Source organism: Methylobacterium organophilum (assembly GCF_022533465.1).
GTDB classification, from domain to species: domain Bacteria; phylum Pseudomonadota; class Alphaproteobacteria; order Rhizobiales; family Beijerinckiaceae; genus Methylobacterium; species Methylobacterium organophilum.
Genome location: NZ_CP092848.1, coordinates 2,962,206 through 2,987,030, shown reverse-complemented (window position 1 = coordinate 2,987,030; position 24,825 = coordinate 2,962,206). Strand labels below are relative to the sequence as shown.

General features: G+C 70.8%; 18 protein-coding genes and 1 tRNA gene. 11 read left to right on the top strand and 8 right to left on the bottom strand.

The features are described 5' to 3' along the window. The first annotated feature begins 1 nt into the window (after position 1). Genes MMB17_RS13830 through MMB17_RS13810 form a run of 5 tightly spaced genes read left to right on the top strand, consistent with a single transcriptional unit; the run spans position 2 to position 5,042 of the window. The gene (locus MMB17_RS13830; protein ID WP_241099162.1) at positions 2–1,345 is read left to right on the top strand and encodes a BCD family MFS transporter; all 1,344 of its coding nucleotides are present in this window, start codon (positions 2–4) and stop codon (positions 1,343–1,345) included. 4 nt (positions 1,346–1,349) lie between these two features. Beyond that, the gene (locus MMB17_RS13825; RefSeq protein WP_241099160.1) at positions 1,350–2,558 is read left to right on the top strand and encodes a geranylgeranyl diphosphate reductase; all 1,209 of its coding nucleotides are present in this window, start codon (positions 1,350–1,352) and stop codon (positions 2,556–2,558) included. Then, positions 2,555–3,052, top strand: a complete 498-nt coding sequence (locus MMB17_RS13820) for a TspO/MBR family protein (protein WP_238312510.1) — start codon at positions 2,555–2,557, stop codon at positions 3,050–3,052. The genes MMB17_RS13825 and MMB17_RS13820 overlap by 4 nt, the downstream gene beginning before the upstream one ends. Positions 3,053–3,055: 3 nt before the next feature. Then, on the top strand, positions 3,056–3,403 hold the full coding sequence (locus tag MMB17_RS13815) for a hypothetical protein (protein ID WP_241099158.1): 348 nt from the start codon (positions 3,056–3,058) through the stop codon (positions 3,401–3,403). 43 nt (positions 3,404–3,446) lie between these two features. Then, entirely contained in the window at positions 3,447–5,042 is a 1,596-nt protein-coding gene (locus MMB17_RS13810; protein ID WP_241099156.1) for a cytochrome c, read from the top strand. 76 nt (positions 5,043–5,118) lie between these two features. On the opposite strand, the gene MMB17_RS13805 is transcribed toward MMB17_RS13810, so the two are convergent. Both MMB17_RS13805 and MMB17_RS13800 read right to left on the bottom strand, forming a co-directional pair. Further along, positions 5,119–5,760 carry a DedA family protein gene (locus MMB17_RS13805; protein WP_241099154.1) on the bottom strand — a complete coding sequence of 214 codons (642 nt, stop codon included), beginning with the start codon at positions 5,758–5,760 and terminating at the stop codon, positions 5,119–5,121. A 76-nt stretch (positions 5,761–5,836) separates the two neighbouring features. Beyond that, on the bottom strand, positions 5,837–6,046 hold the full coding sequence (locus MMB17_RS13800; RefSeq protein WP_241099153.1) for a hypothetical protein: 210 nt from the start codon (positions 6,044–6,046) through the stop codon (positions 5,837–5,839). A 460-nt stretch (positions 6,047–6,506) separates the two neighbouring features. On the opposite strand from MMB17_RS13800, the gene MMB17_RS13795 reads away from it, so the two are divergent. Further along, complete coding sequence (locus MMB17_RS13795) at positions 6,507–6,749, top strand: PilZ domain-containing protein (RefSeq protein ID WP_241099151.1); 243 nt, start codon at positions 6,507–6,509, stop codon at positions 6,747–6,749. 267 nt (positions 6,750–7,016) lie between these two features. After that, the gene (locus tag MMB17_RS13790; RefSeq protein WP_338041790.1) at positions 7,017–7,268 is read left to right on the top strand and encodes a PilZ domain-containing protein; all 252 of its coding nucleotides are present in this window, start codon (positions 7,017–7,019) and stop codon (positions 7,266–7,268) included. 23 nt (positions 7,269–7,291) lie between these two features. On the opposite strand, the gene MMB17_RS13785 is transcribed toward MMB17_RS13790, so the two are convergent. Both MMB17_RS13785 and MMB17_RS13780 read right to left on the bottom strand, forming a co-directional pair. Next, entirely contained in the window at positions 7,292–7,621 is a 330-nt protein-coding gene (locus tag MMB17_RS13785) for a hypothetical protein (protein ID WP_238312517.1), read from the bottom strand. A 172-nt stretch (positions 7,622–7,793) separates the two neighbouring features. Further along, positions 7,794–7,868 (bottom strand) — tRNA-Val (locus MMB17_RS13780). A 175-nt stretch (positions 7,869–8,043) separates the two neighbouring features. Between MMB17_RS13780 and MMB17_RS13775 the strand changes: the two genes are divergently transcribed. From MMB17_RS13775 to MMB17_RS13760, 4 genes are all read left to right on the top strand, one after another. After that, positions 8,044–9,090, top strand: a complete 1,047-nt coding sequence (locus tag MMB17_RS13775) for a hypothetical protein (RefSeq protein ID WP_241099150.1) — start codon at positions 8,044–8,046, stop codon at positions 9,088–9,090. Positions 9,091–9,191: 101 nt separating this feature from the next. Next, positions 9,192–10,517 (top strand): UDP-glucose dehydrogenase family protein, encoded by a 1,326-nt coding sequence (locus MMB17_RS13770; protein ID WP_241099148.1) that lies wholly within the window; start codon positions 9,192–9,194, stop codon positions 10,515–10,517. A 439-nt stretch (positions 10,518–10,956) separates the two neighbouring features. Continuing rightward, positions 10,957–18,372, top strand: a complete 7,416-nt coding sequence (locus MMB17_RS13765) for a type I polyketide synthase (RefSeq protein ID WP_241102195.1) — start codon at positions 10,957–10,959, stop codon at positions 18,370–18,372. Continuing rightward, entirely contained in the window at positions 18,369–19,742 is a 1,374-nt protein-coding gene (locus tag MMB17_RS13760) for an aminotransferase class I/II-fold pyridoxal phosphate-dependent enzyme (protein WP_241099146.1), read from the top strand. Before MMB17_RS13765 ends, MMB17_RS13760 begins: the two co-directional genes overlap by 4 nt. A 106-nt stretch (positions 19,743–19,848) precedes the next feature. Here MMB17_RS13760 and MMB17_RS13755 read toward each other — a convergent pair whose 3' ends face one another. From MMB17_RS13755 to hpnD, 4 genes are all read right to left on the bottom strand, one after another. Next, the gene (locus tag MMB17_RS13755) at positions 19,849–20,520 is read right to left on the bottom strand and encodes a spermidine synthase (protein WP_238312531.1); all 672 of its coding nucleotides are present in this window, start codon (positions 20,518–20,520) and stop codon (positions 19,849–19,851) included. 113 nt (positions 20,521–20,633) lie between these two features. Next, positions 20,634–22,634 (bottom strand): squalene--hopene cyclase, encoded by a 2,001-nt coding sequence (gene shc, locus MMB17_RS13750; RefSeq protein ID WP_241099144.1) that lies wholly within the window; start codon positions 22,632–22,634, stop codon positions 20,634–20,636. Between the two features lie 40 nt (positions 22,635–22,674). Further along, complete coding sequence (gene hpnE / locus MMB17_RS13745) at positions 22,675–23,976, bottom strand: hydroxysqualene dehydroxylase HpnE (protein ID WP_241099142.1); 1,302 nt, start codon at positions 23,974–23,976, stop codon at positions 22,675–22,677. Beyond that, positions 23,976–24,794, bottom strand: coding sequence for a presqualene diphosphate synthase HpnD (gene hpnD / locus MMB17_RS13740; protein ID WP_241102194.1), 819 nt, complete (start codon positions 24,792–24,794; stop codon positions 23,976–23,978). The genes hpnE and hpnD overlap by 1 nt, the downstream gene beginning before the upstream one ends. Positions 24,795–24,825: the final 31 nt, after the last annotated feature.

Here is a 24,825-nt window from a genome sequence, read left to right as displayed (position 1 = left end):
AATGCCGTCCTTCTCCTGGTGGCAGATCGTCCGGCTCGGCCTGGTTCAGACGGCGCTCGGCGCCGTGGTCGTGCTGATGACCTCCACCATCAACCGCGTCATGGTGGTGGAACTCGCCCTGCCGGCGATCGTGCCGGGGGCGCTGATCGCCCTGCATTACGCCGTGCAGGTGCTGCGCCCGCGCTGGGGCTACGGCTCTGATATCGGCGGCCGGCGCACGCCCTGGATCCTCGGCGGCATGGCCGCGCTCTGCCTCGGCGGTTTCGGCGCGGCGGTCGCGACGGCGCTCGCCGCCACCAACACGGTCGCCGGGCTCGCGCTCGCCGCCCTCTCCTTCCTCACCGTCGGCATGGGCGTCGGCGCGGCCGGCACCTCGCTCCTCGCCCTGCTCGCGGGCGGCGTCGCGGCCGAGCGGCGGGGGGCGGCGGCGACCATCGTCTGGGTGATGATGATCGCGGGCTTTGCCGTGACGGCGCCGCTCGCCGGTCACTTCCTCGATCCGTTCTCGCTGACCCGCCTCGTCGCGGTCTCCGGAACCGTCTCGGCGCTGGCCTTCGTGCTGGCCGCGCTCGCGGTGACGGGCATCGAGCCCCGGAACCGGGCGGTCGCCGCCGAGAAGGCCGAGCCGAAGCGTCCCTTCTTCACGGTGCTGCGGCAGGTGCTCGCCGAGCCCGCCGCCCGGCGCTTCACGCTCTTCATCTTCGTGTCGATGCTCGCCTATTCGGCACAGGAGCTGATCCTCGAACCCTATGCCGGCCTCGTCTTCGCGATGACGCCGGGGGCGACCACCAAGCTCGCCGGCCTCCAGCATGGCGGGGTGCTCGCCGGCATGCTGCTGGTCGCGGGCATCACCGTCTTCATCGGCGGCCCGGTGCTCGGCTCCTTGAAGCTCTGGACGGCGCTCGGCTGCGCCGGCTCGGCGCTCGCCCTCTTCGCCATCGCCGCGGGCGGTCCGGTGGGGCCGGATTTCCCCCTGCGGTCTTGCGTCTTCGCCCTCGGCCTCGCCAACGGCGTCTATGCCGTCGCGGCCATCGGCTCGATGATGGGGCTGGCCGGGCGCGGGGGCGAGCGGGAGCGCGGCACCCGCATGGGCGTCTGGGGGGCGGCGCAGGGCGTCGCCTTCGGAGCGGGCGGCTTCCTCGGCACGCTCTGCGTCGACCTGATGCGCCTCGTCGTCGAGGCGCCGGTCCAGGCCTATGCGACGGTGTTCGCGGCCGAGGGCGGCCTGTTCCTGGTCGCGACCCTGATCGCCCTGCGCGTCGAACATGCGCCGCCGCGGCTGCGGGCCAATCCGCTCGCCCGCACGGCCGCCTTCCAGCTCGATCCCGGTCTCGAAGCGAGGTAGCGCCATGGCCCACCCGCCCTCTTCCGATCGCCTTGAACGCTTCGACGTGGTGGTGGTCGGCGGCGGGCCGGCGGGCGCGACGGCGGCGACCGACCTCGCCGGAGCCGGCTTCTCCGTCCTGCTCCTCGACAAACCGGGCCGGATCAAACCCTGCGGCGGCGCGATCCCGCCGCGGCTGATCCGCGACTTCGCCATCCCCGACTCGCTCCTCGTCGCCCGCATCCGCTCGGCCCGCATGGTCTCGCCGAAGGACAAGCGGGTGGACATGCCGATCGGCGACGGCTTCGTCGGCATGGTCGACCGGGAGACATTCGACCCCTGGCTGCGCGCGCGGGCGCGGCAGGCGGGGGCGGATCTGCGGGAGGCGGTGTTCGAGGAGGTCTCCCGCGAGGGCGGCGAGACCCTCGTGCGTTTCCGCTGCGGCCGGGGGGAGACGGAGCGCGAGAGCCTGGTCCGCACCCGGCTCGTCATCGGCGCGGACGGCGCGACCTCGCCCGTCGGCCGCGCGGAGATTCCGGGCCACGCCGCCATGCGGCAGGTCTTCGCCTATCACGAGATCGTCCGCCGGCCGGAGACGGGCGCCGATGTCGAGGGCACGCGCTGCGACGTCTATTACCAGGGCGCGCTCTCGCCGGATTTCTACGCCTGGATCTTTCCGCACGGGGACACGATCAGCGTCGGCACGGGCAGCGCCCGCAAGGGGTTCTCGCTGCGCTCCTCGATCCGTTCCCTCCGCCGATCGAGCGGCCTCGAAGCGGCGCAGACCCTGCGCCGGGAAGGCGCGCCGATCCCCCTGAAGCCGCTGAAGCGCTGGGACAACGGCCGCGACGTGCTGCTGGCCGGCGACGCCGCGGGGGTGGTCGCGCCCGCCTCCGGCGAGGGTATCTACTACGCCATGCTCGGCGGCCGGCTCTCGGCCGAGGCCGCCGGCGCCTTCCTGCGCACGGGCGATGCCCGCGCCCTCGGCGGGGCCCGGCGCCGCTTCATGAAGCTGCACGGGCGCGTGTTCTGGATCCTCGGGATGATGCAGTGGGTCTGGTACCGCAACGACGCCCTGCGGGAGCGCTTCGTCGCGATCTGCCGCGACCGCGACGTGCAGCAGCTCACCTGGGACGCCTACATGAACAAGGAACTGGTGCGCGCGAAGCCCGCCGCCCATGCGCGTATCTTCTTCAAGGACCTCGCTCACCTGTTCCGATGGGCCTCGACGTGACGGGGCTCACGCAGGGCGGCCTCGGCCCGCCGGTGGTGGCGGCCCTCGCCGCGCTCGTCGTGGCCGTCGCGGGCGGCCTCGCGACGGTGACCGACGCCTGGTACCGGAGCCTGCGCGTGCCCGACTGGAAGCCGCCGGACTGGGCCTTCGGGCCGATCTGGACCGTGATCCTCGCGCTGACCGCCGGCGCCGCGGTGATCGCCTGGAACGCCGATGACAGCTTCGCCGCCCGGGTCGTGCTGGTCTGGGCCTATGCCATCAACGGTGTGCTCAACATCGCCTGGAGCGTGCTGTTCTTCCGCCTGCGCCGGCCGGACTGGGCGCTGACCGAGGTCGCTTTCCTCTGGCTCTCCATCGCCGTCCTGGTGCTCGTGACCGGCCGCGCCGCGCCTGCGGCAGGAGCGATGAACCTGCCCTATCTCCTCTGGGTCGGCATCGCCGCCTGCCTGAACCTCCGGATCGTCCGGCTCAACCCGTCGCTCCGGGGAGCCTGAGCCATGGAGGGCCTGTTCGCCTCCGGCCGCATCGTCGACCTGATCCTCGTTCTCGTGGTCGCCGAGACGCTCGGCCTCGTCTGGCTGCGCCGGGTCCTCGGCCGGGGGCCCTCCCTGCCCGCCCTGCTGCCGAGCCTGCTCGCCGGGGTGGGGCTGATGCTCGCCCTGCGCGCCGCCCTGCTCGGATCGGCCTGGACGGGCATCGCGCCCTGGCTCGTCCTCTCGCTGCTGGCCCATCTCGCCGACTTGGCCCTGCGCTTCGCGCGGGAGACGGTTCGCCGCAGGCCGCAATACTGCTCACCTGGAACATCGGTTGAAAACACCGCGTTCCCGCCCGGGCGCTCGATTTAGAATTACTGTTCTTCTCGATCCGCTTCGAACCCGGAGAAGGCCCATGGACCGCAGAAAAGCCCTCGGCCTCGCATCGGGATTGGCGAGTCTTCTTGCCGTCGCGCAATCCGCCTCGGCGCAGGACGCGGACAAGGATCTGATCGAACGCGGCAAGTACCTCGCGACGGTGGGCGACTGCACCGCCTGCCACACCAAGCCCGGCGGCCAACCCTTTGCCGGCAATTACGGGCTCAACACCCCGATCGGCCTGATCAAGACGCCGAACCTGACGCCGGACGACGAGACCGGCCTCGGCAAGTGGACCTACGAGACCTTCGAGAAGGCCTTCCGCCACGGCATCGGCGACGAGGGCGAGTATCTCTACCCCGCCTTCCCCTTCGGCTGGTACACGAAGGTCTCGGACGAGGACACGCGGGCGATCTTCGCCTACCTGAAGTCGCTGCCCCCGGTGAAGGAGAAGCGGGAGGCGAGCGACATCCCGTTCCCGTTCAACGTGCGCACGGCGCTGATCACCTGGCGCACCGCCTTCTTCTCCGCGGAGCGCTTCACGCCGGACCCGAACGCCAGCGCCGAGGTGAACCGCGGCGGCTATCTCGTGGAGGGCCTCGGCCATTGCGGCATGTGCCACAACGAGCGCAAGCTCGTCGGCAACACGAGCATCGCCGGCCGGCTCGGCGGCGGCGTGATCGACGGCTGGTACGCCCCCAACATCACGCCCGACGGGCACCAGGGCATCGGCGCCTGGAGCGACGCGGAGGTGGTGGCCTATCTCAAGACCGGCACGGCGCCGGGCAACCGCCCCGGCGTCGCCGCCGGGCCGATGCGCCAGACCATCGAGGAATCCCTGTCGAAGCTGAGCGATGCCGACCTGAAGGCGATGGTCGCCTATCTGCGCACGGTGCCGGCCAAGCAGACCTACAAGGAGAAGGACCTGCAGGCCTTCAACGGCCCCGGCGCCCCGGGCGCGGAGACCTACCTGACCTATTGCTCCTCCTGCCACCGCCCGGACGGCAAGGGCGTCGAGGGTGCGATCCCCGCGCTCGCCGGCAATACCTCGGTGCAGTCGGCCGGACCGGAGACGGTGCTGCGGGTCGTCCTCGGCGGCCTGTCGGCGCAGAGCGGCTACGCGCCGATGCCGGCGATCGGCCAGGAGATGAGCGATCAGCAGATCAAGGACGTGACCGACTACATCCGCAATTCCTGGGGCAACAAGGCGCCCCCGGTCTCGGAGACCGGCATCGTCGCGGATCTGCGCGGGCGCACGCAGACCATGATGGCGGGCAACGCCGCCTGCTCGACGGTGGAGAACGAGAAGCTCAAGGCGGCGCTCGGCGAGGCCGGCCTGCCCGACGCCCTCAAGGATCTGAAGCCGAACGACTTCGTGCCGACCCTGTCCGCCCTCGTGCCGAAGCTGAAATCCGCCGGAACCGGCGCGGCCGACGACGCCCTGGTCAACGGCCTGACGAGCGCCTTCTGCACGGCCAATCGCGGTGCGGGCGACACGGCCCCGCTCGGCTGGTCGGCGACGATCGGCTCCTTCGCCAACATCGCCTACAGCCAGGTCAAGCATCCCGAGAAGCAGGCGAGCGCCGAGCCCGGCAAGCCCCCGGCCTCCGGCGACAGCCCGTCCAAGCCCTGAACGCCGGGGCGCAAACGAAAAGGCCGCCCCGAGAGGCGGCCTTTTCCGGTTCCGATCGAGATCTTTTCAGCCGAACTCAGCTCAGCGGGCCGGGGATGGCCGCCTCGGCCTTGAGGAGCAGGCGCTCCTCGTGGCGGCGCATGAACAGCCAGAGGGCGAGGCCGCCGAAGATCACGAAGGCGAGCAGGGCGAGGCCGACCGGGCCGACGATGTGCTCGATGGAGCGCCCGCAGAAATAGGCGCCGAAGCCCATGATGGAGGCCCAGGCCACGCCGCCGAGGCCGTTGAACAGCATGAAGCGGCGGGCATCGAGCTTGTTCACCCCGGCGAGCACCGCCGCATAGGCGCGCAGCATCGCGGTGAAGCGGCCGAAGAACACGATCTTCCCGCCATGCTCCCGGAACAGGTACTGCCCGAGCTTCAGACGGCCATGGTCGAGGGCGATGAGGTGGCCATGGCGCAGAAGCAGCGGCATGCCCCAGCGCCGCCCGACCCAGTAGCCGAGATTGTCGCCGAGGATGGCCGCGGCAGCGGCCGCGCTCACCACGAGCACGATGTTCAGATTGCCCGTGCTGCCGGCATAGACGGCGGAGGTGAGCAGGATCGTCTCCCCCGGCAGCGGCACGCCAGCGCTCTCCAGGGCGATGATCCCGAAGATGGCGAAATAGCCGTAATGCGCGATCAGGTCCGCGACCGGCAGGTCGTGCAGGAACGACATCTTGGAGGATCCCCCGCCCGTTTCGACGGCGCGAACCTGCCGTCAGGAACGTGGCCAGAACGGGGCGCGAAGACGGTCAGCCCGTGGCGCCCTTCGCCACCCGTCCCGAGTGCCCGGCATCCCGGTCCGCGCGTTCGCCCGCCCCGTCCCGCGGTGCTCCTTGCCGGTGCGGCCGGTCGAGGGCGTCGACCGGGAAGAGCTTGGCCAGGCCGTCCGCGATCCCGAACAGGACGGGATTGGAGCGGGGACCGGCCATGGGCGGGAGAAGGGAATGCGCGTGCAGCATCGTCGTTTGCCGGCTCGTTCCGGCGCGTTTCTGGAATGAGCGGGGACAAGTCCGTCGACGCCGATCGGTTGCATGCATTTTTCGAAAGCCGCCTCTCCCAATGCGGCAACCCCTGAATGATCTCCGCCGCACGTCCTTGAGGCCGAGCCGTGACGAGAAGGCCGTCTTGCCGGGCTCGTCCTGCGCCACTGGCGCAACTCAAAATTGAATTATTGGAATCGATTTATTTCTGCGCGAGTTGGCGCGGGAAGAAGCCATCGGATGCTTCACGGTCGCGCTCTTTAACCTCTTGCAATACTTCCGCGCGACGGACGGTCCGTGAAAAGCTCTGTCACGCCTCCGTGATTGTTCTGCGACGAGCGAATTGTCAAATTCTGCCTGTATCCGAATGCTTTAATCTTTGATCAACATTTGAGAATCAAAAATCGAAGCCTGTTCGGAGGCGATCTGTAGATCCACCATGAGTGATCGGAGAAAGGAGCCGCGCATCTGGGCGGACAATCACGCCCTGATCGTCGCGCCCACCGGCCTGGGAATCCCCTGCCGCGTCAACGACCGTTCGGAAGGCGGCGCGATGCTGCTCGTCGGCAACCAGTTCGGCATCCCGGACCGCTTCCGCCTGCAGATCGAGTCGACCGGCGAGAGCCTGCCGGCGCGGGTGGCCTGGCGGGGCGCGCGGGCGCTCGGGGTCGCCTTCGAGTGAGGCCGGCGCCATCCGGGAATGATGGACGTCGCCTCATCGAGCCCTCGCCGAAATCCCGATCCGGTCGCCGAGCCGATCGCGCGACGTCGGGATGCTGCGCTTCCCGCCGGACGGACTCGGCGGCACTTTGCAAGGAAGACACGAAGCGTTCCAGGCCACTCAATCGGAAAGGGTGCCCGATCGCTACAATTCGAACGACCCGACCGTCGAAGCCTTAAGACGCCCATGCTCACACTGGACGGCGAACGAGAAGGCGAGACACCCGGTATGGATGAGCGGCGCGCGACCCCCCGTCATCGTGTGACGGAGAACGGTCTGATCGCGATCGACGAGCATACGTCGATACCCTGTATGCTCTACGACATCTCCGAGGGTGGCGTGCGTCTGACCCTGCCGGATACCGGGCCCGTGCCCGACACCTTCGTCCTGGTCTCGCCCTGCCTCGGCGAGGTGCGCGTCTGCGCCGTCGCCTGGCGGACGGACGAGACGATCGGCGCGCAGTTCAAGACCGCCGCCTGAGGCTGTCCCGGCGGGCGCGCGTCTCAGCGCTCGAGGAGGCGCGGGTCGCCCGCGCCGGACAATCCGCCGGGCAGGCCCTGGGACATCGCCCTCGCGAGGCCGGAGGCCTGCGCCGCCGCCGCGCCCGACGCGAGGCTGCCGCCCAGCCCTCCGCCAAGGCCGCTGCTGATCGGGCTGGCGGCCACGCTGTCCGATCCGATCTTCTCGGGACAGATCTGCATGCAGATCGGCTCGACATCCGTCGGCAACGAGCAGGCGGCCCGTGACTTCCCGGCCGCGCAGACGCATTGGCAGGCCGCCGACGCGGCGCCGGGTACGAGCAGCAGCGCGCCGACCAGCAGAACCGTCCTCATGGTGCCTCCCGAGGCGTGCATCTCTGCCGGCAGCCTAGCACGTCCCATCGGACGCGGCACCGGCACACGCGGCACATGGCGGGAGAAACCGCTGGCCGCCATGAACGTATGCTTTGAAAATGTCAGGTCCGGTAAACCTGGGAATACCATCTCCCGCGACATACGTCGGAGATGGTGGGCGCGACAGGGATCGAACCTGTGACCCCTACCATGTCAAGGTAGTGCTCTCCCGCTGAGCTACGCGCCCGGCTGAGGCCTGTCGGCCCCGGCGGTGAGGGGGCTATAACCAGAGCCGACAGACGATGCAAGCGAGCTCATGCGCAACGCGCGGAAAACTCTGCGTGCCTGCAATGCGGGAGAAATTGCGCTATGGCCTCCGGACGCGGCCGAAGGCGGCCGGAGCGGGACACCCTTAGCGAGGCATGCGCTTCTTCCTCCAATCGGATTCCGGCGACCGGATCGTGGGATGGGTGGTGCCCGACAACCCGGCGGCGGTGAGCCGGGTCCACGTCTCGGTCCATGGCCGCCGCGTCGCCGAGATCGCCGCGACGGGCTTCGATGCCAACATCGTCGCCCTGGGCTGGCACTCCACGGGCCAATGCGTGTTCCAGGTCTCCGAGGAGCACGTGCCCGGGCTCGGCGCCCTCGACCGGCTCGAGATCCGCGACGCCGACACCAACATGCTGGTCTATCGCCGGGCGCCCCTCGAAGGCCTGTCCCGGAACCGCGTGGTGCTCGTGAACACGAGCGTGAACCCGGAATTGCCAATCGAGGCGGCCCTCTTCCCGCATTTCCGGCAATGCTATTTCGGCATCGGGAAATTCTCCGACGAGATCCTGCGGGTGATCTTCGACACGGCGGAGATGACCTCCTGCCTGATGTCGGGGGCGATCAACTTTCCCCGTTACGAGCCGCATTTCGTCCAGTCCGAGACGCTGTCGGCCATGCTCGTCCACGACCCCTATGTGGAGATGGCCCAGCGTCTGACCTGGCTGCGCGACCGCTCCGGGCTCGCCGCCGATCCGGTGCAGAGCTGGCGCCTGGGCAATTTCGTGGACGGCGCGCGCTACGCGGCGGAGTTCGACTTCACCGACGCCAAGAGCCTGAAGCGCCTGTTCCGGTTCATGCCGGAGGAGGTCTACCACTTCCTCTACAACCCGCTGACCCGCCAGCTCGGCACCCGCGGCTTCGACGAGCGGGTGACGCCCGGCTCCTCGATCATCGCCGTCGAGGTGCTCGCCCGGGTCGGCGTCGTCGGCCATTTCAACTACCACAGAGCCTTCCTCTCGACCCTGTTCGACCAGAACGGGATCACGGCCGAGCCGCCCGATCCGCCCCGCCTGCGCCCGGCGATCCTGGCGCTTGCGGACCTTCTGAAGACGATCAAGGTCGCCACCGACATGGTGGATTTCGACAGCGTGCTCAGCGACCTCGTCCTGCGCTCCGTCGCCAAGGGCTGGGGCGCGTGAGAGGGCGGGCGTCCGGTTTGCCGCAGGCGGCAAAGGTGTCTAAGACCGTGCGCCGCAACATGGTCGAACCGTAGGTTGTTGCGGCATGGGAAAGGCGTGACATGCGCATAGCGATGGTCGGGTCGGGATATGTGGGCCTGGTGTCCGGAGCCTGCTTCGCGGATTTCGGCCACGACGTCGTCTGCATCGACAAGGATCCGGCCAAGATCGAGGGCCTGAAGGCGGGCCGGATGCCGATCTACGAGCCGGGTCTCGAGGCCCTGGTCGCGGAGAACGTGAGGCAGAACCGGCTGTCCTTCGGGACGCAGCTGGCCGAGGCGGTGGCGGGGGCGGATGCCGTCTTCATCGCCGTGGGCACGCCCTCCCGGCGCGGGGACGGCTTCGCGGATCTCTCCTACGTCTATGCCGCCGCCAAGGAGATCGCGGCTTCCCTGAACGGCTTCACCGTGGTGGTGACGAAGTCGACGGTCCCGGTGGGCACGGGCGACGAGGTCGAGCGCATCATCCGCGAGGCGCGGCCGGAGGCCGCGTTCGCCGTGGTCTCCAATCCGGAATTCCTGCGCGAGGGCGCCGCGATCGGCGACTTCAAGCGGCCGGACCGGATCGTCATCGGGACGGAGGACGAGCGCGCCAAGGCGGTGATGAACGAGATCTACCGCCCGCTCTACCTCAACCACTCGCCGATCCTGTTCACCGGGCGGCGCACGGCGGAGCTGACCAAGTACGCGGCCAACGCCTTCCTGGCCACCAAGATCACCTTCATCAACGAGATCGCGGATCTCTGCGAGCAGGTCGGCGCGAACGTCCAGGAGGTGGCCCGCGGCATCGGCCTCGACAACCGGATCGGCCGCACCTTCCTCCATGCCGGGCCGGGCTATGGCGGCTCCTGCTTCCCCAAGGACACCCTGGCGCTGGTGAAGACCGCGCAGGATTACGGGGCGCCGATCCGTCTGGTGGAGACGGTGGTGGCGGTCAACGACCAGCGCAAGCGCGCCATGGCCCGCAAGGTGATCGCCGCCTGCGGCGGCTCGGTCCGCGGCAAGACGGTCGCGATCCTCGGCCTGACCTTCAAGCCCAACACCGACGACATGCGCGACGCGCCCTCCCTGTCGATCATCGCGGGGCTGCGCGATGCGGGCGCGGCGGTGGTCGCCTACGATCCCGAGGGCATCGAGCAGGCGCGGCCGCTGCTCGAAGGCGTGACCTATGCCGAGGACGCCTATACCTGCGCCGAGGGGGCGGATGCCCTGGTGATCGTCACGGAGTGGGACGCCTTCCGCGCCCTCGATCTCGGCCGCCTGCGCGCCTCGATGAAGGCGCCGGTGCTCGTCGATCTGCGCAACGTCTACGCCTCCGCCGATGCCGAGCGGCATGGCTTCCACTATACCGGCGTCGGCGTCGGAAGCGGGACGGCCGGACAGGGCTGAGGCCCTCCCGGTCTCCCCGGCGGTCCCGGGACCGGCTGTGGCCCTCTATCCGCACCGATCCGGATTCGGCCCCGCCGCCGGATCCGCGGCGGCCTGCGTCATCCTTTGGTCACGTTCGCAGGCGTTCTGCCGCCGCACGGATGCTTGAGGTCAGGCAGTTTGTTTCCGGATACGGTGCCCGATAGCCGCGATGGACTGCTTTTGAGCGCGTTTTTCGACTGTCGCCGGCAAGCGTCTGCTGTTTTTATCAACTCATGGTGGTGCAAGCCCATCCGTTTCGATTGATGGGCGCGTGCCACACTATCACCCAATCTTTAGGATCAAGTCCGTTTCTGCGCTGCAGCGTTGGACAGCCTTCGCGGGTGCGGCCTAAGGTCGAAACGGGTGCATGCCGGACGGCGAGAGCCGCCCGTTCTTCCACGAGCGTATGCGGATCGACGTGACTCAGCGCCAGGATATCGCCATCATCGGCCGGGCTTGCCGGCTCCCCGGTGCCCCCAGCGTCGAGGCCCTCTGGCAATTGCTCACCGAGGGGCGTTGCGCGGTCTCCGAGATCCCCGCCGACCGCTGGACGCGGGAGCGCTTCCTGCATCCGCGGGCGCAGGAGCGCGGCAAGAGCTACACCTTTGCCGCCGGCGTCCTCGACGACATCTGGGCCTTCGATCCCGGCGTGTTCGGCATCTCGCCCCGCGAGGCCGAGCAGATGGATCCGCAGCAGCGCCTGCTGCTGGAGCTGACCTGGGAGGCCCTGGAGGATGCGGGCCTGCGTCCCTCGGCGGTGGCGGGCAGCCATATCGGCGTGTTCGTCGGCGCCTCGGCCCTGGATTACGGCAACCTGCGCATCCTCGATCCGTCGAGCGCGGATGCCTACGGCGCCACGGGCAACACGCTCTCCATCGTCTCGAACCGCCTCTCCTACATCTACGACCTCAAGGGGCCGAGCTTCACCCTCGACACCGCCTGCTCCTCCTCGCTCGTCGCGCTCAACGCCGCGATCACCGCGATCGAGAACGGCCAGGTCGACACCGCCATCGTCGCGGGCGTGAACCTGCTGGCGAGCCCGTTCAGCTTCATCTCCTTCTCCAACGCGCAGATGCTCTCGCGCACGGGCCTGTGCCAGGCCTTCTCGGCGAATGCGGACGGCTATGTCCGCGCCGAGGGCGGCGTGGTGCTGGTGCTGCAATCGGCCAAGGCGGCGGCGCGGGCCGGCAGCCTGGTGCGCGGCGTCATCGCGACGAGCGGCGTGAATTCGGACGGGCGCACCACCGGCATCTCCCTGCCCTCGGGCGAGGCGCAGGCGGCCCTGCTAGAGCAGGTCTACCGCGACGCCGGCATCGCGCCGGACGCGATCGCCTTCGTGGAGGCCCACGGCACCGGCACCGCGGTCGGCGACCCGATCGAGGCCAATGCCATCGGCAGCAAGCTCGGCAAGGGCCGCAAGGCCCCGCTGCCGATCGGCTCGATCAAGACCAATATCGGCCATACCGAGCCGGTCTCGGGTCTGGCCGGCCTGCTCAAGGCGCATCTCGCCCTGGAGAACGACCTGCTGCCGGCCTCCCTGCACGCGGCCGAGCTCAATCCCGAAATCCCCTTCGACACGCTGAATCTCGCGGTGAACCGCGCCCCCCTGCCGCTGAAGCGGGGCAAGGAGCGCTTCGCCGGCGTGAATTCCTTCGGCTTCGGCGGCACCAACGCCCACGTCGTGCTGACCGACCCGGCCCCCGTGGCCGCGGCGGGCGCCGATTTCCGCGCGCCGGAGATGCTGCTCCTCTCGGCCCAGAGCCGGGCGGCCCTCTCCGAGCTGGCGCAGGACTATGCCGACCGGCTCGCGCACGCCGATGCCGCCGAGACCGCCCGCATCGCCGCCGCCGCCGCCCATCGCCGGGAGCGCCAGGCCGTGCGCCTCGCCGTCCCGCTGGACGGGCCCCTGGTCGAGACCCTGCGCGCCGTCGGCGAGGGCGAGGAGACCGAGAAGGCCGTCATCGGCACCGCCGTGGACCGCGCCGCCGAGGTCGCCTTCGTCTTCTCCGGCAATGGCAGCCAGTGGGCCGGCATGGGCCGCGAGGCCTATGCGGAGAACCCGACCTTCCGCGAGACCTTCGACCGGATCGACACGCTCTTCGCCGGCCATTCCGGCTGGTCGCTCAAGGACGCGCTGTTCGCCGAGGATCTCGACGCGCAGCTCTCCCTCACCCGCGTCTCGCAGCCGCTGATCTTCGCGATCTCCGCCGCCTCCAACGCGGCCCTGCGCGCCCGCGGCCTCAAGCCGGCGGCGGTGCTCGGCCACAGCGTCGGCGAGATCGCCGCGGCGGAAGCCGCCGGCATCCTCAGCCTGGAACAGGCGGTGCGGGTCATCTTCTACCGCAGCAAGCACCAGGAGACGACGCGCGGCCACGGCAGCATGGCCGTGCTGCTCGGCCCGGTCGAGGAGATGGAAGCCTTCCTCGCCGATTATCCGGACCTGGACATCGCCGCCTATAACAGCCCCAAGGCGATCACCGTCGCCGGCCCGGTGGACTCGATCGAGGCCGCGATGAAGGCGCTGGCCCGCAAGCGCTGCCGCGGCAAGAAGCTCGACCTGGAATACCCCTTCCACGGCCGGCTGATGGACCCGACCGAGAAGCCGCTGCTGCGCGATCTCGACGGGCTGAAGCCCTCCGCCGGCCACACGGCGATGGTCTCCACCGTCACCGGCGACGTGCTCGCCGGCACGAAGTTCGGCGCCGGCTACTGGTGGCGCAATATCCGCGAGCCGGTCCGCTTCTGCGAGGCCCTGCAGGAGGCGACCCGCCGGGGCGTGCGCGTCTTCGTCGAGGTCGGCCCGCGGGCGACGCTGCTGCCCCATATCGGCGACGCGGTCGAGCCGCTCGGCATCGAGGTCGCCTCCGTCGGCGTGCTCCACCGCAAGCCGGCCGAGGGCGATCCCATCGCCCGCGCCGTCGCCGCCGCGATCGTGGCGGGTGCCGCGGTCGACGAGGCCGCCGTGTTCGGCACCAACCCCGCCGGGATCGTGCCTCTGCCGCTCTATCCCTGGCAGCGCCGCAGCTTCCGCCTCGCGGAGACGGCGGAGGGCGCGGGCTGGGTCAACACCCGCAGCCACCACCCGCTCGCGGGCGTCCGCGCCGTGGCGGACGGGCTCGAATGGCATGGCCATCTCGATGCCGCGACCGTGCCCGAGCTCGGCGACCACGTCATCGACGGGCAGGTGCTCGTACCGGGCGCCGGCTTCGTGGAGATGGCCCTGCACGTCGCCCGCGAGGCGCTGCGCTCCGAGACGGTGACCCTCGCCGATTTCGAGATCCACTCGCCGATGATCCTCGCCGAGGATTCCCTGCGCGAGGTCGCCGTGCGGCTCTCGGGCGGCGGCAACCAGATCCAGATCCTGAGCCGGCCCCGCCTGACCCAGGCCGCCTGGCAGCTCCATGCCCAGGCCAAGATCGTCGAGGGCCAGTTCCGCGCCCCCGCGCCCCGCGTGATCGACCTGCCGGACGAGCAGGCGGTGGCGGGGGCCGATCTCTATCGCCGGGCGCTGGCCTCCGGCCTCGGCTTTGGCCCGTCCTTCCGGCAGGTGGCGGCCTCCGCCCGCCTCGACGAGGCGACCATCGTCTCCGAGCTGGTGCCGGCGGAGGCCGATGCGCGCTACGGCCTCGTGCCGGGCCGTCTGGACGCCTGCTTCCACGGCCTGATCCTGCTCTTCTCCGAGCTTCTCGGCGAGAACGCGGTGAAGGCCTATGTGCCCGTGCGCTTCGGCGAGATCCGCCTGATCCGGCCGGGCGCCGTGATCCGTCGCGCGCTGATCGAGACGCGCCGCTGCAACGAGCGCAGCATCCTGGCCGACTTCACCCTGGTCGATGCCGAGGGCGCGGTGGTCGCCACGATCCGCGAGGGCCGCTTCCAGGCCCTGCGCGCCCGCGGCGGCGACGAGCTCGCGGCCTATGCCGTGGCGCAGCGCACCGAGCTCGCCTCCGAGCCGACCGCGCTCCCGATCCTGCTGGGCCCGGCCATCGCCGAGATCGTCCGGCCGGCGGCCGAGGCCGCCAAGGGCGACGACGAGGCCAATCTCGGCCCCGGCCATCTCCTGCTCGAAGGCTGGGCCACGGCCCTGGCCTACCGCGTCGCTTCCGGCCTCGTCGGGGCGGACGGCGCCGTGTCGTTCGAGGACGCGCGGCTGCCCGCCGCCCTGCGCCCCTGGCTCGTCAACGCCCTGCATGCCCTGGAGAGCAGCGGGCTGGCCGATCTCGACGGCGCGCACTGGCGCCTGCGCAGCGACGTCACCCTGCCCGATCCGGAAGAGATCATGCGCTGGGTCGCCGCCGACCATCCCGAGCTCTCCGCCGAGCTGGTGCTGATGGCCGACGTCACGGCCCTCGCCGGCCGCCTCGTCGCCGAGGGCCTGGAGGAGGCGGTCAGCCTCAATCAGGCGGCGATCGACGCCTTCCATCTGCGCGGCGCCACCGCCCGCGCCTCGGCCGAGACCGTCGCCCGCATCGTCGAAGGCGTCCGGGCGAAGCTGCCCCAGGACCGGGCGCTGCGCGTCCTCCAGGTCGGCTTCGGGCCGCTCGCCGCCCAGGCGACCCGCTTCGCGGAGGAGGTCCAGGGCCGCCTGAGCCTGTTCGAGACCGACCGCCGCCGGGCGGAGCGGGCGCGCCTCGCCTTGCCCCACGGCGTCACCGTGATCGAGGCCGCCGCCGACCTGCCGCCGGCCGGCTTCGACCTGATCCTGGCCAGCGACACCCTCCATCGCGGCGCGCGCGACCTGCCGGCCGCCCTCTCCGCGTGCCTCGCCACCGGCGGCCTGCTGGTGGCGGTGGAGCCGGGCGTCTCCCTGTTCCGCGACCTCGTCTTCGGCCTCGACGCCGACTGGTTCGATTCGGCCCTGCCCGACATGCCGGTCAGCCGGCTCGACGATACGATCGGGTGGCAGCGCCGCCTCAGCGCCTCCGGCCTGGTGCGCGTCACCGCCGACCGCGCCGTCTCCGTCAACGGCGACGACCTGCTGCTGCTGGCCGAGGCCCCGGTCCGCCCGGCCGCCGCCCATGGCCAGAGCTTCGCCTTCGTGATCGGCTCGGACGACGAGGTCGGCGCGGAGACCGCCTCCTCGCTCGCCACCCTGCTCATCGCGAGCGGCGTGCATGTCTCGATCATCCTCGATTCCGAGCAATCCCTGAAGGAGCTGGAGCGGGAGACGCCGGACACGGTGGTCTTCCTGGCTGGCGCTTTCACCCCGGGCGGCGAGGCCGCCGCCCGCCTGCGCGACCGCTGCCTCAGCCTGAAGCGCTGCGCCGAGCATCTCGGCAGCCGCCCGACCCGCCTCTGGGTGATCGCGCCCGGCGCGACCCGCGACCGGGGCGGCCAGGTCGGCTCCGTCGAGACCGGCCTCTGGGCCTTCAGCCGGGCGCTCGCCAACGAGACCGCGAGCCTCGACCTGCGCCGGGTCGACCTGTCGCCCGCCATGGATCCGAAGGCCGCCGCCGAGCGCCTGCGCGACCTCGTCCTCTCCGGCACGCCGGAGACCGAGATCGTGCTGGACGAGGACGCGACCCGCGTCGTCCGCTTCGCCGCCGGCCGCCCGGCCCGGCGCCGGGAAGGCACCTTCGAGCCGGCCGTCGCCGCCCGCCTGGAGCGCGGCACCACCGGCGGCCTCAACGAGATGATCTGGGGCCCGGCCGAGCGCGCCGCCCCCAAGGCCGGCGAGGTCGAGATCGCGGTGGAGGCCACCGGCCTCAACTTCCGCGACGTGCTCTGGGCGCTGAACATGCTGCCCGAGGAGATCCTGGAGGACGGCTTCGCCGGCCCCCGCCTCGGCCTGGAAGTCGCCGGCCGCGTCGTCTCCGTCGGGGCGGACGTGACCGAGTTCGCCGTCGGCGACCCCGTGGTCGCCTTCGCCCAGTCGGGCTTCGCCACGCATATCGTGGTGCCGGAGGCCGTGGTGGCGCCGATGCCGGCGGGCCTCGCCCCCGCCGCGGCGGCGACCGTGCCGGTGGCCTTCCTCACCGCCTATTACGGCCTCGTCACCTGCGCTCGGCTGCGCCGCGGCGAGTGGGTGCTGGTGCATGGCGGTGCCGGCGGCGTCGGCCTCGCCGCGCTGCAGATCGCCAAGCTCAAGGGCGCCCGCGTCATCGCCACGGCGGGCTCCCGCGAGAAGCGCGCCCTGGTCCAGGCGCTCGGGGCCGAGCACGTGCTCGATTCCCGCTCCCTGGCCTTCGTCGACGATGTCCGCCGCATCACCGGCAAGGGCGTCGACGTGGTGCTCAACTCGCTCTTCGGCGAGATGATGGAGCGCACCCTCAACGTGATGGCGCCCTTCGGCCGCTTCGTGGAGCTGGGCAAGCGCGACTATGTCGCCAACACCCATATCGGCCTGCGTCCCTTCCGCCGGAACCTCTCCTATTTCGGCGTGGACCTCGATCAGGTGCTCCAGCACCAGGGCGAGGACGGGGCGCGGATGTTCCGCGAGGTGATGGCGCTCTTCGCCGAGGGCGGCCTGAAGCCCCTGCCCTACCAGCCCTTCACGGCGGACGAGACCTCCGACGCCTTCCGGCTGATGCAGCAATCGGGGCATGTCGGGAAGATCGTGATCGCGCCGCCCAAGGCCGGCAGCGTGGCCAAGCTCGCCCGCCAGCCCTTCGCGGTGTCCGACCGCAACGTCCACCTCGTCACCGGCGGCCTCGGCGGCTTCGGCATCGAGGCGGCGCGCTGGCTCGCCGACCGGGGGGCGAAGCACCTGCTGCTCGTCGGCCGCACCGGCAAACCCAACGCGGAGGGCGCGGCGGTCATCGCCGAGCTGAAGGCCCGCGGCGTCACCGTCGAGACCAAGGCCTGCGACATCACCAGCCGGCAGGCGGTGGACGATCTCGTCGACGCGATCGAGCGGCGGGGCAAGCGCCTCGCCGGCGTGATCCACGGCGCCATGGTGCTCAACGATGGCCTGATCGCCAATCTGGAGGCCGAGGCGCTGGAGGCGGTGATCCGGCCGAAGGTGATCGGCGCCCAGCATCTCGACGCGGTCACCCGCGGCCGGCAGATCGACTACTTCGTGCTGTTCTCCTCGGCCACGACCTTCATCGGCAATCCGGGTCAGGGCGCCTATGTCGCCGCCAACGGCTTCATGGAGGGCCTCGCCCGCCAGCGCCGCCGCCTCGGCCTGCCGGCCCTGGCGGTCGCCTGGGGCGCGATCGGCGATGTCGGCGTGCTCGCCCGCAACCGCGCGGTGATGGAGAGCCTGGCGGGCCGCGTCGGCGTGACGCCGATGGATGCGCGCCACTGCCTCGACCTGATGGCCCAGGCCCTGGAGACGCAGGGCGCGGAGAGCGACGACGCGGTGATCGCGATCGCCGCCATGCATTGGGGCAAGGCGCGCGAGCGCCTCGCCACCATGCGCTCGCCGAGCTATGCGGGCCTCGGCTCCGAGAACCAGGCGGAGGCCGGCGGTGTCGCGGCGATCAATATCGGCGCGCTGCTCAAGAGCCAGGACATCGACGCGGTGCGCAAGGTGGTGGCCGATGCCATCGTCGAGGACATCGCCCGCATCCTGCGCCTGCCCAAGGACGATATCGGCCGCACCCGGCCGCTCTCGGAGATCGGCCTCGATTCCCTCATGGGCGTCGAGCTCGGGGCGAGCCTGCAGGAGCGCTTCGCCCTGGAGGCGCCGCCCGCCGGCATCTCCTCCGGCCTCACCGTCAACGAGCTGTCCGAGACCCTGATCCAGTCCGTCTCGGCGCCGGTTGACGAGGCCGCGGGCGCCGTGCTCACCCTCGCCCAGAAGCATGTCGGCGCCGATGTCGATGCCGCGACGCTGGCGCCCTTCCAGAACCTCGTCGAGCAGAACAGCCAGGACATCAAAGAAATCCTATGAGTCAGGCCTCGGGATCGGATGGGGGGCGCGCGGCGCTCGCCAGCTTCGTCACCAACCGGCTCGGGCGGCACGCCGCCAAGCCGTCGGCACCGCGCAACGAAGCCAAGGCCCCGGCGAAGGAGACCGCGCAGGATTTCGCCAAGCTCACGGGCTACCGCGAGCTGAAGCTCCAGCGCTCCGCCGCCGACCTGATCGGCCTCGACAACCCGTTCTTCCGGGTGCACGAGGCCAAGGCCGGCGCGACCACGCGGATCGGTGGCAAGGCGCTCACCAACTTCTCGTCCTACGATTATCTCGGCCTCAACGGGCATCCCGAGGTGAACGCGGCGGCCAAGCGCGCCATCGAGCAGTTCGGCACCTCGGCTTCGGCGAGCCGGGTGGTGGCCGGGGAGCGCCCCGGGCATCTCTCCCTGGAAAACGCCCTGGCGCGCCATTACGGCACCGAAGCCTGCGTGGTCATGGTCAGCGGCCACGCCACCAACGTCACCGCCATCGGCGCCATCCTGGAAGAGCCGGACGTGATCTTCCACGACGCGCTGATCCACAACAGCGTGGTCACCGGCGCGCAGCTCTCCGGCGCCAAGCGTCGCTCCTTCGCCCATAACGATGCGGAATCGCTCGAGAAGCTGCTCGCGGCCACGCGCCACGAGCATCGCCGGGCGCTGATCGTGATCGAGGGCCTCTACAGCATGGACGGCGATGCGCCGGACCTCGCGGCCTTCGTCGCGCTGAAGGAGCGCTACGATTGCTGGCTGATGGTCGACGATGCCCACGGGCTCGGCGTGCTGGGCCGGACCGGCGCCGGCCTGCATGAGCATTGCGGCGTCGACCCCTCGGCGGTCGACATCTGGATGGGCACGCTTTCGAAGACGCTCTCCACCTGCGGCGGCTACATCGCCGGGCCGAGCGCCCTGGTCGAGTATCTGAAATGCACCGCGGGCGGCTTCCTCTACAGCGTCGGCCTGTCCCCGCCCCTGGCCGCCGCCGCGGAGACCGCGCTGAACCTGCTCCATGCCGAGCCGGAGCGCGTGGAACGCCTGCGCCGCAACGGCGCCCTGTTCCTCGCCAGCGCGAAGAAGCTCGGCCTCGATGTCGGCACCAGCCTCGGGCTCGCGGTGATTCCGGTGATCGTCGGCGATTCGCTGAAGGCCGTGACGCTGTCCGACCGTCTGTTCGCCCGCGGCATCAACGTGCAGCCGATCATCCACCCGGCCGTGCCCGAGCGCGCCTCGCGCCTGCGCTTCTTCATCACCTCCGAGCATACGCCGGAGCAGATCAAGGACACGGTGAACGCGGTCGCGGAAGAGCTCGCCGCCCTCCAGACCGGCGCCTCGCTGATCGAGCAACTGATGGCGCGCCGGGGGGCCTGAGCCCCCCTCAAGCCGCCCCCCGATCGCGTTACCATCGGGGGCGGCTCCAAGCCCTTGTCGTGACGCGTTCTGCGCCGAACCGGTGTCCCCTTCGGCGGAAAGCGCTCTAGCGCGAAGCCAGCCAGATCCGGTGCCGGGCGCCCCGGCGTCCGGCATGGGCGCGCACCGTCTCCTCCTGAACGGAGAAGCCCGCCTGCCGCAGGCGCCGCGTGAAGGCGTCGTCGGGATGGGCCGACCAGACCGCGAGCACGCCGCCCGGCCTCAGCGCCCCCCGCGCCGCGTGCAGGCCCGCCGCGTCGTAGAGCCGGTCGTTCTCCGGCCGCGTCAGCCCGTCCGGGCCGTTGTCCACGTCGAGCAGGATCGCGTCCCAGGCCGCCGGCCTCTCGCGGATCGCGGCGACCACGTCGGTCTCGCGCAGGCGCACGCGCGGATCGTCGAGGCTGGCCCCTGACAGCTCCGCCATCGGGCCCCGTGCCCAGGCGAGCACCGCCGGCACCAGTTCCGCCACGACGATCTCGGCCGTTGCCGGCAGGCAGCCCAGCGCGGCGCGCAGGGTGAAGCCCATGCCGTAGCCGCCGATCAGCATCCGTGGCGACCGGGCGCGGCCGATCCGCTCGGCCGCGAGCCGGGCCAGCGCTTCCTCGGACCCGCTGAGGCGGCTGTTCATCAGCTCGTTCTGGCCGAGCTGGATCGAGAATTCCTTGCCCCGCCGCATCAGCCGCAGCGTGTCGCCTTCGCCGGGGATCGAGGCGGTGTCGAGATGTTCCCAGGGAATCATGGTCGGGGGACCTCGTGCCGGGGGGACGGTCGAACGGCAGGGTCGGGGACGAAAGCAAAACGGCGCGGAGAGCCCCCGCGCCGTTCGTCAGATCGTCCGCCGCCGCGACGCGATCACATCCCGTAGGCGACCTTGCCGGTGTTGCTGCGCTTCAGGTTGCGGAAGCGGGCCATGGCCCAGAGCGGGAAGAACTTCGGGTAGCCGTGGTAGCGCAGGTAGAACACCCGCGGGAAGCCGGTGGCGGTGTAGCGCTCCTCGTTCCAGAAGCCGTCCGCGCCCTGCGTACGGGTCAGGAAGTTGACGCCGCGGGCGACGGCCGGATCGTCCACCTCGCCCGCCGCCATCAGGGCGAGGAGCGCCCAGGCCGTCTGCGAGGCGGTGGAATAGCCGGGCTCGAAGGCCGGGTTGATCTTGTAGGAAGAGGCATCCTCGCCCCAGCCGCCATCCGGGTTCTGGATCGCGATCAGCCAGGCCACGGCCTTGCGGATCTCCGGCGATTGCGGATCGACGCCGGCCGCGTTCAGGGCACACAGCACCGACCAGGTGCCGTAGATGAAGTTCATGCCCCAGCGGCCGTACCAGCTGCCGTCCTTCTCCTGGTCGTTGAGGAGATAGGTCACGCCCCGGTCGAGGGCGCGGCTCGTCGCGCGGGTCTCGCCGAGCTGGGCGAGCATCGAGACGACGCGGGCGGTCACGTCCGCGGTCGGCGGGTCGAGCAGGGCGCCGTGATCCGAGAACGGGATGTGGTTGAGGTAATGGTGGTTGTTGTCGGCGTCGAAGGCCGCCCAGCCGCCATCGGCGCTCTGCAGGCCCTCGACCCACTCGCGCGCCCGGGCGATGGACTGGCTGTAATCCGGCATGCCGCTCACCAGCCCGTGCTGGCGCTGGGCGCGGTCCATGGCCATCACCACCACGGCGGTGTCGTCGAGATCCGGGTAATGCGGGTTGGCGTACTGGAAGGCCCAGCCGCCGGGGCGCACGTCCGGCTTGGTCGCGGCCCAGTCGCCCTTGATGTCGGTGACCTGGAGCGGCTTCAGCCAGTCGAGGCCGGAGCGCGCCGCACCCTCGGCACCCTCGCCGCCCGCCTCGAGCAGGGCGTGGGCGCTCAGCGCCGTGTCCCAGACGGGGGACAGGCAGGGCTGCACATAGGCTTCGTGCTCCTTCTCGGCCACGAGCTTCTCGATCGCCTCGCAGGCGATCTTCACCTGCGGATGGTTCGAGGGATAGCCCAGCACCTCGTACATGAGCACGGAATTGACCATGGCTGGGAAGATCGCGCCGAGCCCGTCCTCGCCGTTCAGTCGCTCGCTCACCCAGGCCACGGCCTTGTCGATGGCGCGCTTGCGCGGCGTCTTCGGGAAATAGGGCTCGGTGACGCGCAGCGCCCGGTCGACGGCGCCGAAGATCGGCGTCCACGGCCAGGTCGCGTGCGGGGAGCCGGGCCAGGACATGACCGAATCGGGCGGGGTCACGAACAGCTCGCCCACCCCGATGCCGCGCGGATTCTTCGCCCGCGGCTTCTTCGCCTGCAGCACGAAGAGCGGCACCATGGTGCAGCGGGCCCAGTAGGAGACCTTGTCGAGGTGGAAGGGGAACCACTTCGGCAGGTGCATCACCTCCACCGGCATCACCGGCACCGCCGCCCAGGGCACCTCGCCGTAGAGCGCGAGCAGGAAGCGGGTGAAGACGTTGGCGTTGCTTGCGCCGCCGCGGGTCAGGATCGCCTCGCGGGCGCGGCGCATATGCGGCGCCTCGATGTCGTCGCCGATCATCTTCAGGGCGAAATACGCCTTGACGGTGCAGCTCATGTCGAACGGCCCGTCATGCACCAGCGCCCAGCCGCTATGCTGGGGCGACTGGGTGCGGCGCAGGTAATTGCCGATCTTGGCCTCGAGGCCCGGCCGCGGCTCGGTGCCCCGGAAATGATGGAACAGCACGTATTCGGAGGGGATGGTCGCATCCGCCTCCAGCTCGAAGCAGATATGGCCGTCGGACTGGGCGAGATCCGTCAGGGCGCGGGTCGCGCTCTGGATCGCGCGCTCGACCTCCTCGATGGCCACGTCACGGGTCCGGGGACGCTTGAGCGTCTCGACCTTGCCTGCTGCCTCTCGCATCGTTCTCGCCTCTGCGACCGTCTTTCGCGGCCGTTTTGTTTCACGCGGCGCTTGACGCCTGTGTCCGCCCGCACATCCCGGAACGGGTCAGTGCGTCCGCGGCCATGGTGCCCGAGCGGATCGCGCCCTCGATCGTCGAGGGCAGACCCGTCGCGGTCCAGTCGCCTGCCAGGACCAGGTTCGTGTAGGCGGTCGTCGCGCCGGCGCGCCGGGCCGCCTCGGCGGGCGTGGCCGCGAAGGTTGCCCGCTTCTCCTTGACGATCTGCCAGCTAGGCAATTCGCGTGCAAGTCCGTGAAGGTCCGCGATCTCGTCCCAGATCCGGCGGGCCAGCTCCTCGCGGGGCGTGTCGAGCAGGTGGTCGGCCCCGCTGATCGTCACGGAGAACCGGTCCGGATAGGCGAAGAGCCACTCCGTCAGGCCGCCGACCACGCCGAGCAGCAGCGGCGCGCCGGCCGGCGGAGCCCCTGCGAAATGCGCGTTAACGATGGAGCGAAATTCCTGCGGCGCCGGCAGGCCGGGCAGCAGATCGGCGGCGACCCAGGGCGGCAAGGCCAGCACGACGCCGTCCCGCGGCCCGATCTCGGTCGGGCCGTCCGCGAAGTCGAGGCCGGCGATGCGGCCCCCGGAGATCCCGAGGGCGCGCAGGCGCCGCCCGTAGCGGATCTCGCCGCCCCGGGCCGCGAGATAGCTGAGCGCCGGATCGACGAAGGCGGCCGAGAGCCCCTGGACCGCGACGAGGGGCCGGCAGGCCCGGCCGCCCGCCCCCAGGGTCTCCTTCAGGATGGTCGCGGCGAGCCCGACATCGCTCTCGCGCGGGTCGGTGTTGAGGGCGGCGAGCAGCACCGGATGCCAGAGCCGCTCGTAGAGCAGGCCCTCGCAGGCCATCTTCTCGCCGATCGTGCCGGCCCGGCCCGGCGCCTTGCCGGAGGCGGCCATCATCAGGCTCAAGGGGGCGAGGTAGTCGGAGGCGCGGCTGCCCGGCACCCGGCGCGAGGCGTCGAGCACCCACCAGGGCAGGCGGCCGGCATTGGGGCGCAGCTGCCAGCGCTCGCCGGTGCGCAGATCCGCGAAGTCGAAGGCGGCCTCGTCCGGCCCGTCGAGCACCCCCTGCGGCGCGCCGATCCGCGTCAGGAAGTCGAGGGCCGCGGTATTGCCCGAGAGCAGCAGGTGGTTGCCGTTGTCGATGGTGAGGCCGAGGGAGGGGTCGTAATAGGAGCGGCAGCGCCCCCCCGCCTGCTTGGCCGCCTCGTGCAGCACGACATGGCGGCCCATTTCCGCGAGGGAGGCGGCCGCCGAGAGGCCGGCCAGCCCGGCGCCGACGACGTGGACGGTTCCCGACATCAGAAGATCCCGTGGCGGAGCGCGACCGCGATCAGCGCGGCCTTGCTCGGCTTCACCCGCGCACGGGGCGCGGCCCAGCCGCGGCGCAGCACGGCATCGAGATAGAGGCGGTAGGCCGCGGCCATCAGCCGGGCGGCCTTGGTGGTCGAGCGCGGGTTGCGGGCGATGATCGCCCAGGTCTGGCGGTAATGCTCCTGCGCCTCGGCCGCGACGGCGTTGCAGACCTCGGCGAGGCGCGGATGGGCGAGCGCGCTGCGCGGCGTCGGATCCTTCAGCCCGACGGCGTGGAACTTCTCGAGGGGCAGGTAGAGCCGGCCGCGCTCGGCATCCTCGTCGATGTCGCGCAGGATGTTGGTGAGCTGGAGCGCCCGGCCCTGGTGCCAGGCGAGCGTGACCCCGTCCGCCTCCGGCATGCCGAAGATGCGCACGGACAGGCGTCCGACCGCGCTCGCCACCCGGTCGCAATAGAGGTCGAGCTTGGCCTCGGAGGGGGCGACGATGTCCTCCTCCGCATCCATCGCCATGCCGTCGATGACCGCCTGGAAATCCTCGCGCTTCAGCCCGTATTGCCGGATCGGATCGACCAGGGCGCGCACCCGGGCGGGCGGCTTGCCGGCATAGAGCGCATCGATATCGGCGCGCCAGCGGTCGAGCTCGGCGGCGCGCACGTCCCGGGGGCCGCCCTCGTCGGCGACGTCGTCCACGGCGCGGCAGAAGGCATAGACCGCGTACATCGCCTCGCGCCGCGCCTTCGGCAGGAGGCGCATGGCGGTGTAGAAGGACGAGCCCGCGGCCGGCAGCGCCTGCCCGGTCTCCATGGGCAGGGCTTCCGCGGTCGAAAGGGTCGTG

Bases quoted from the DNA above. Each gene is read 5' to 3' on its own strand.
- MMB17_RS13775 (WP_241099150.1), top strand. From the start codon at position 8,044: ATGCGCTTCTTCCTCCAATCGGATTCCGGCGACCGGATCGTGGGATGG.
- MMB17_RS13805 (WP_241099154.1), bottom strand. From the start codon at position 5,760: ATGTCGTTCCTGCACGACCTGCCGGTCGCGGACCTGATCGCGCATTAC.
- shc (WP_241099144.1), bottom strand. From the start codon at position 22,634: ATGCGAGAGGCAGCAGGCAAGGTCGAGACGCTCAAGCGTCCCCGGACC.
- MMB17_RS13770 (WP_241099148.1), top strand. From the start codon at position 9,192: ATGCGCATAGCGATGGTCGGGTCGGGATATGTGGGCCTGGTGTCCGGA.
- MMB17_RS13810 (WP_241099156.1), top strand. From the start codon at position 3,447: ATGGACCGCAGAAAAGCCCTCGGCCTCGCATCGGGATTGGCGAGTCTT.
- MMB17_RS13760 (WP_241099146.1), top strand. From the start codon at position 18,369: ATGAGTCAGGCCTCGGGATCGGATGGGGGGCGCGCGGCGCTCGCCAGC.
- MMB17_RS13825 (WP_241099160.1), top strand. From the start codon at position 1,350: ATGGCCCACCCGCCCTCTTCCGATCGCCTTGAACGCTTCGACGTGGTG.
- MMB17_RS13755 (WP_238312531.1), bottom strand. From the start codon at position 20,520: ATGATTCCCTGGGAACATCTCGACACCGCCTCGATCCCCGGCGAAGGC.
- MMB17_RS13785 (WP_238312517.1), bottom strand. From the start codon at position 7,621: ATGAGGACGGTTCTGCTGGTCGGCGCGCTGCTGCTCGTACCCGGCGCC.
- MMB17_RS13790 (WP_338041790.1), top strand. From the start codon at position 7,017: ATGGATGAGCGGCGCGCGACCCCCCGTCATCGTGTGACGGAGAACGGT.
- MMB17_RS13795 (WP_241099151.1), top strand. From the start codon at position 6,507: ATGAGTGATCGGAGAAAGGAGCCGCGCATCTGGGCGGACAATCACGCC.
- MMB17_RS13815 (WP_241099158.1), top strand. From the start codon at position 3,056: ATGGAGGGCCTGTTCGCCTCCGGCCGCATCGTCGACCTGATCCTCGTT.
- hpnD (WP_241102194.1), bottom strand. From the start codon at position 24,794: ATGGAGACCGGGCAGGCGCTGCCGGCCGCGGGCTCGTCCTTCTACACC.
- MMB17_RS13830 (WP_241099162.1), top strand. From the start codon at position 2: ATGCCGTCCTTCTCCTGGTGGCAGATCGTCCGGCTCGGCCTGGTTCAG.
- MMB17_RS13800 (WP_241099153.1), bottom strand. From the start codon at position 6,046: ATGCTGCACGCGCATTCCCTTCTCCCGCCCATGGCCGGTCCCCGCTCC.
- hpnE (WP_241099142.1), bottom strand. From the start codon at position 23,976: ATGTCGGGAACCGTCCACGTCGTCGGCGCCGGGCTGGCCGGCCTCTCG.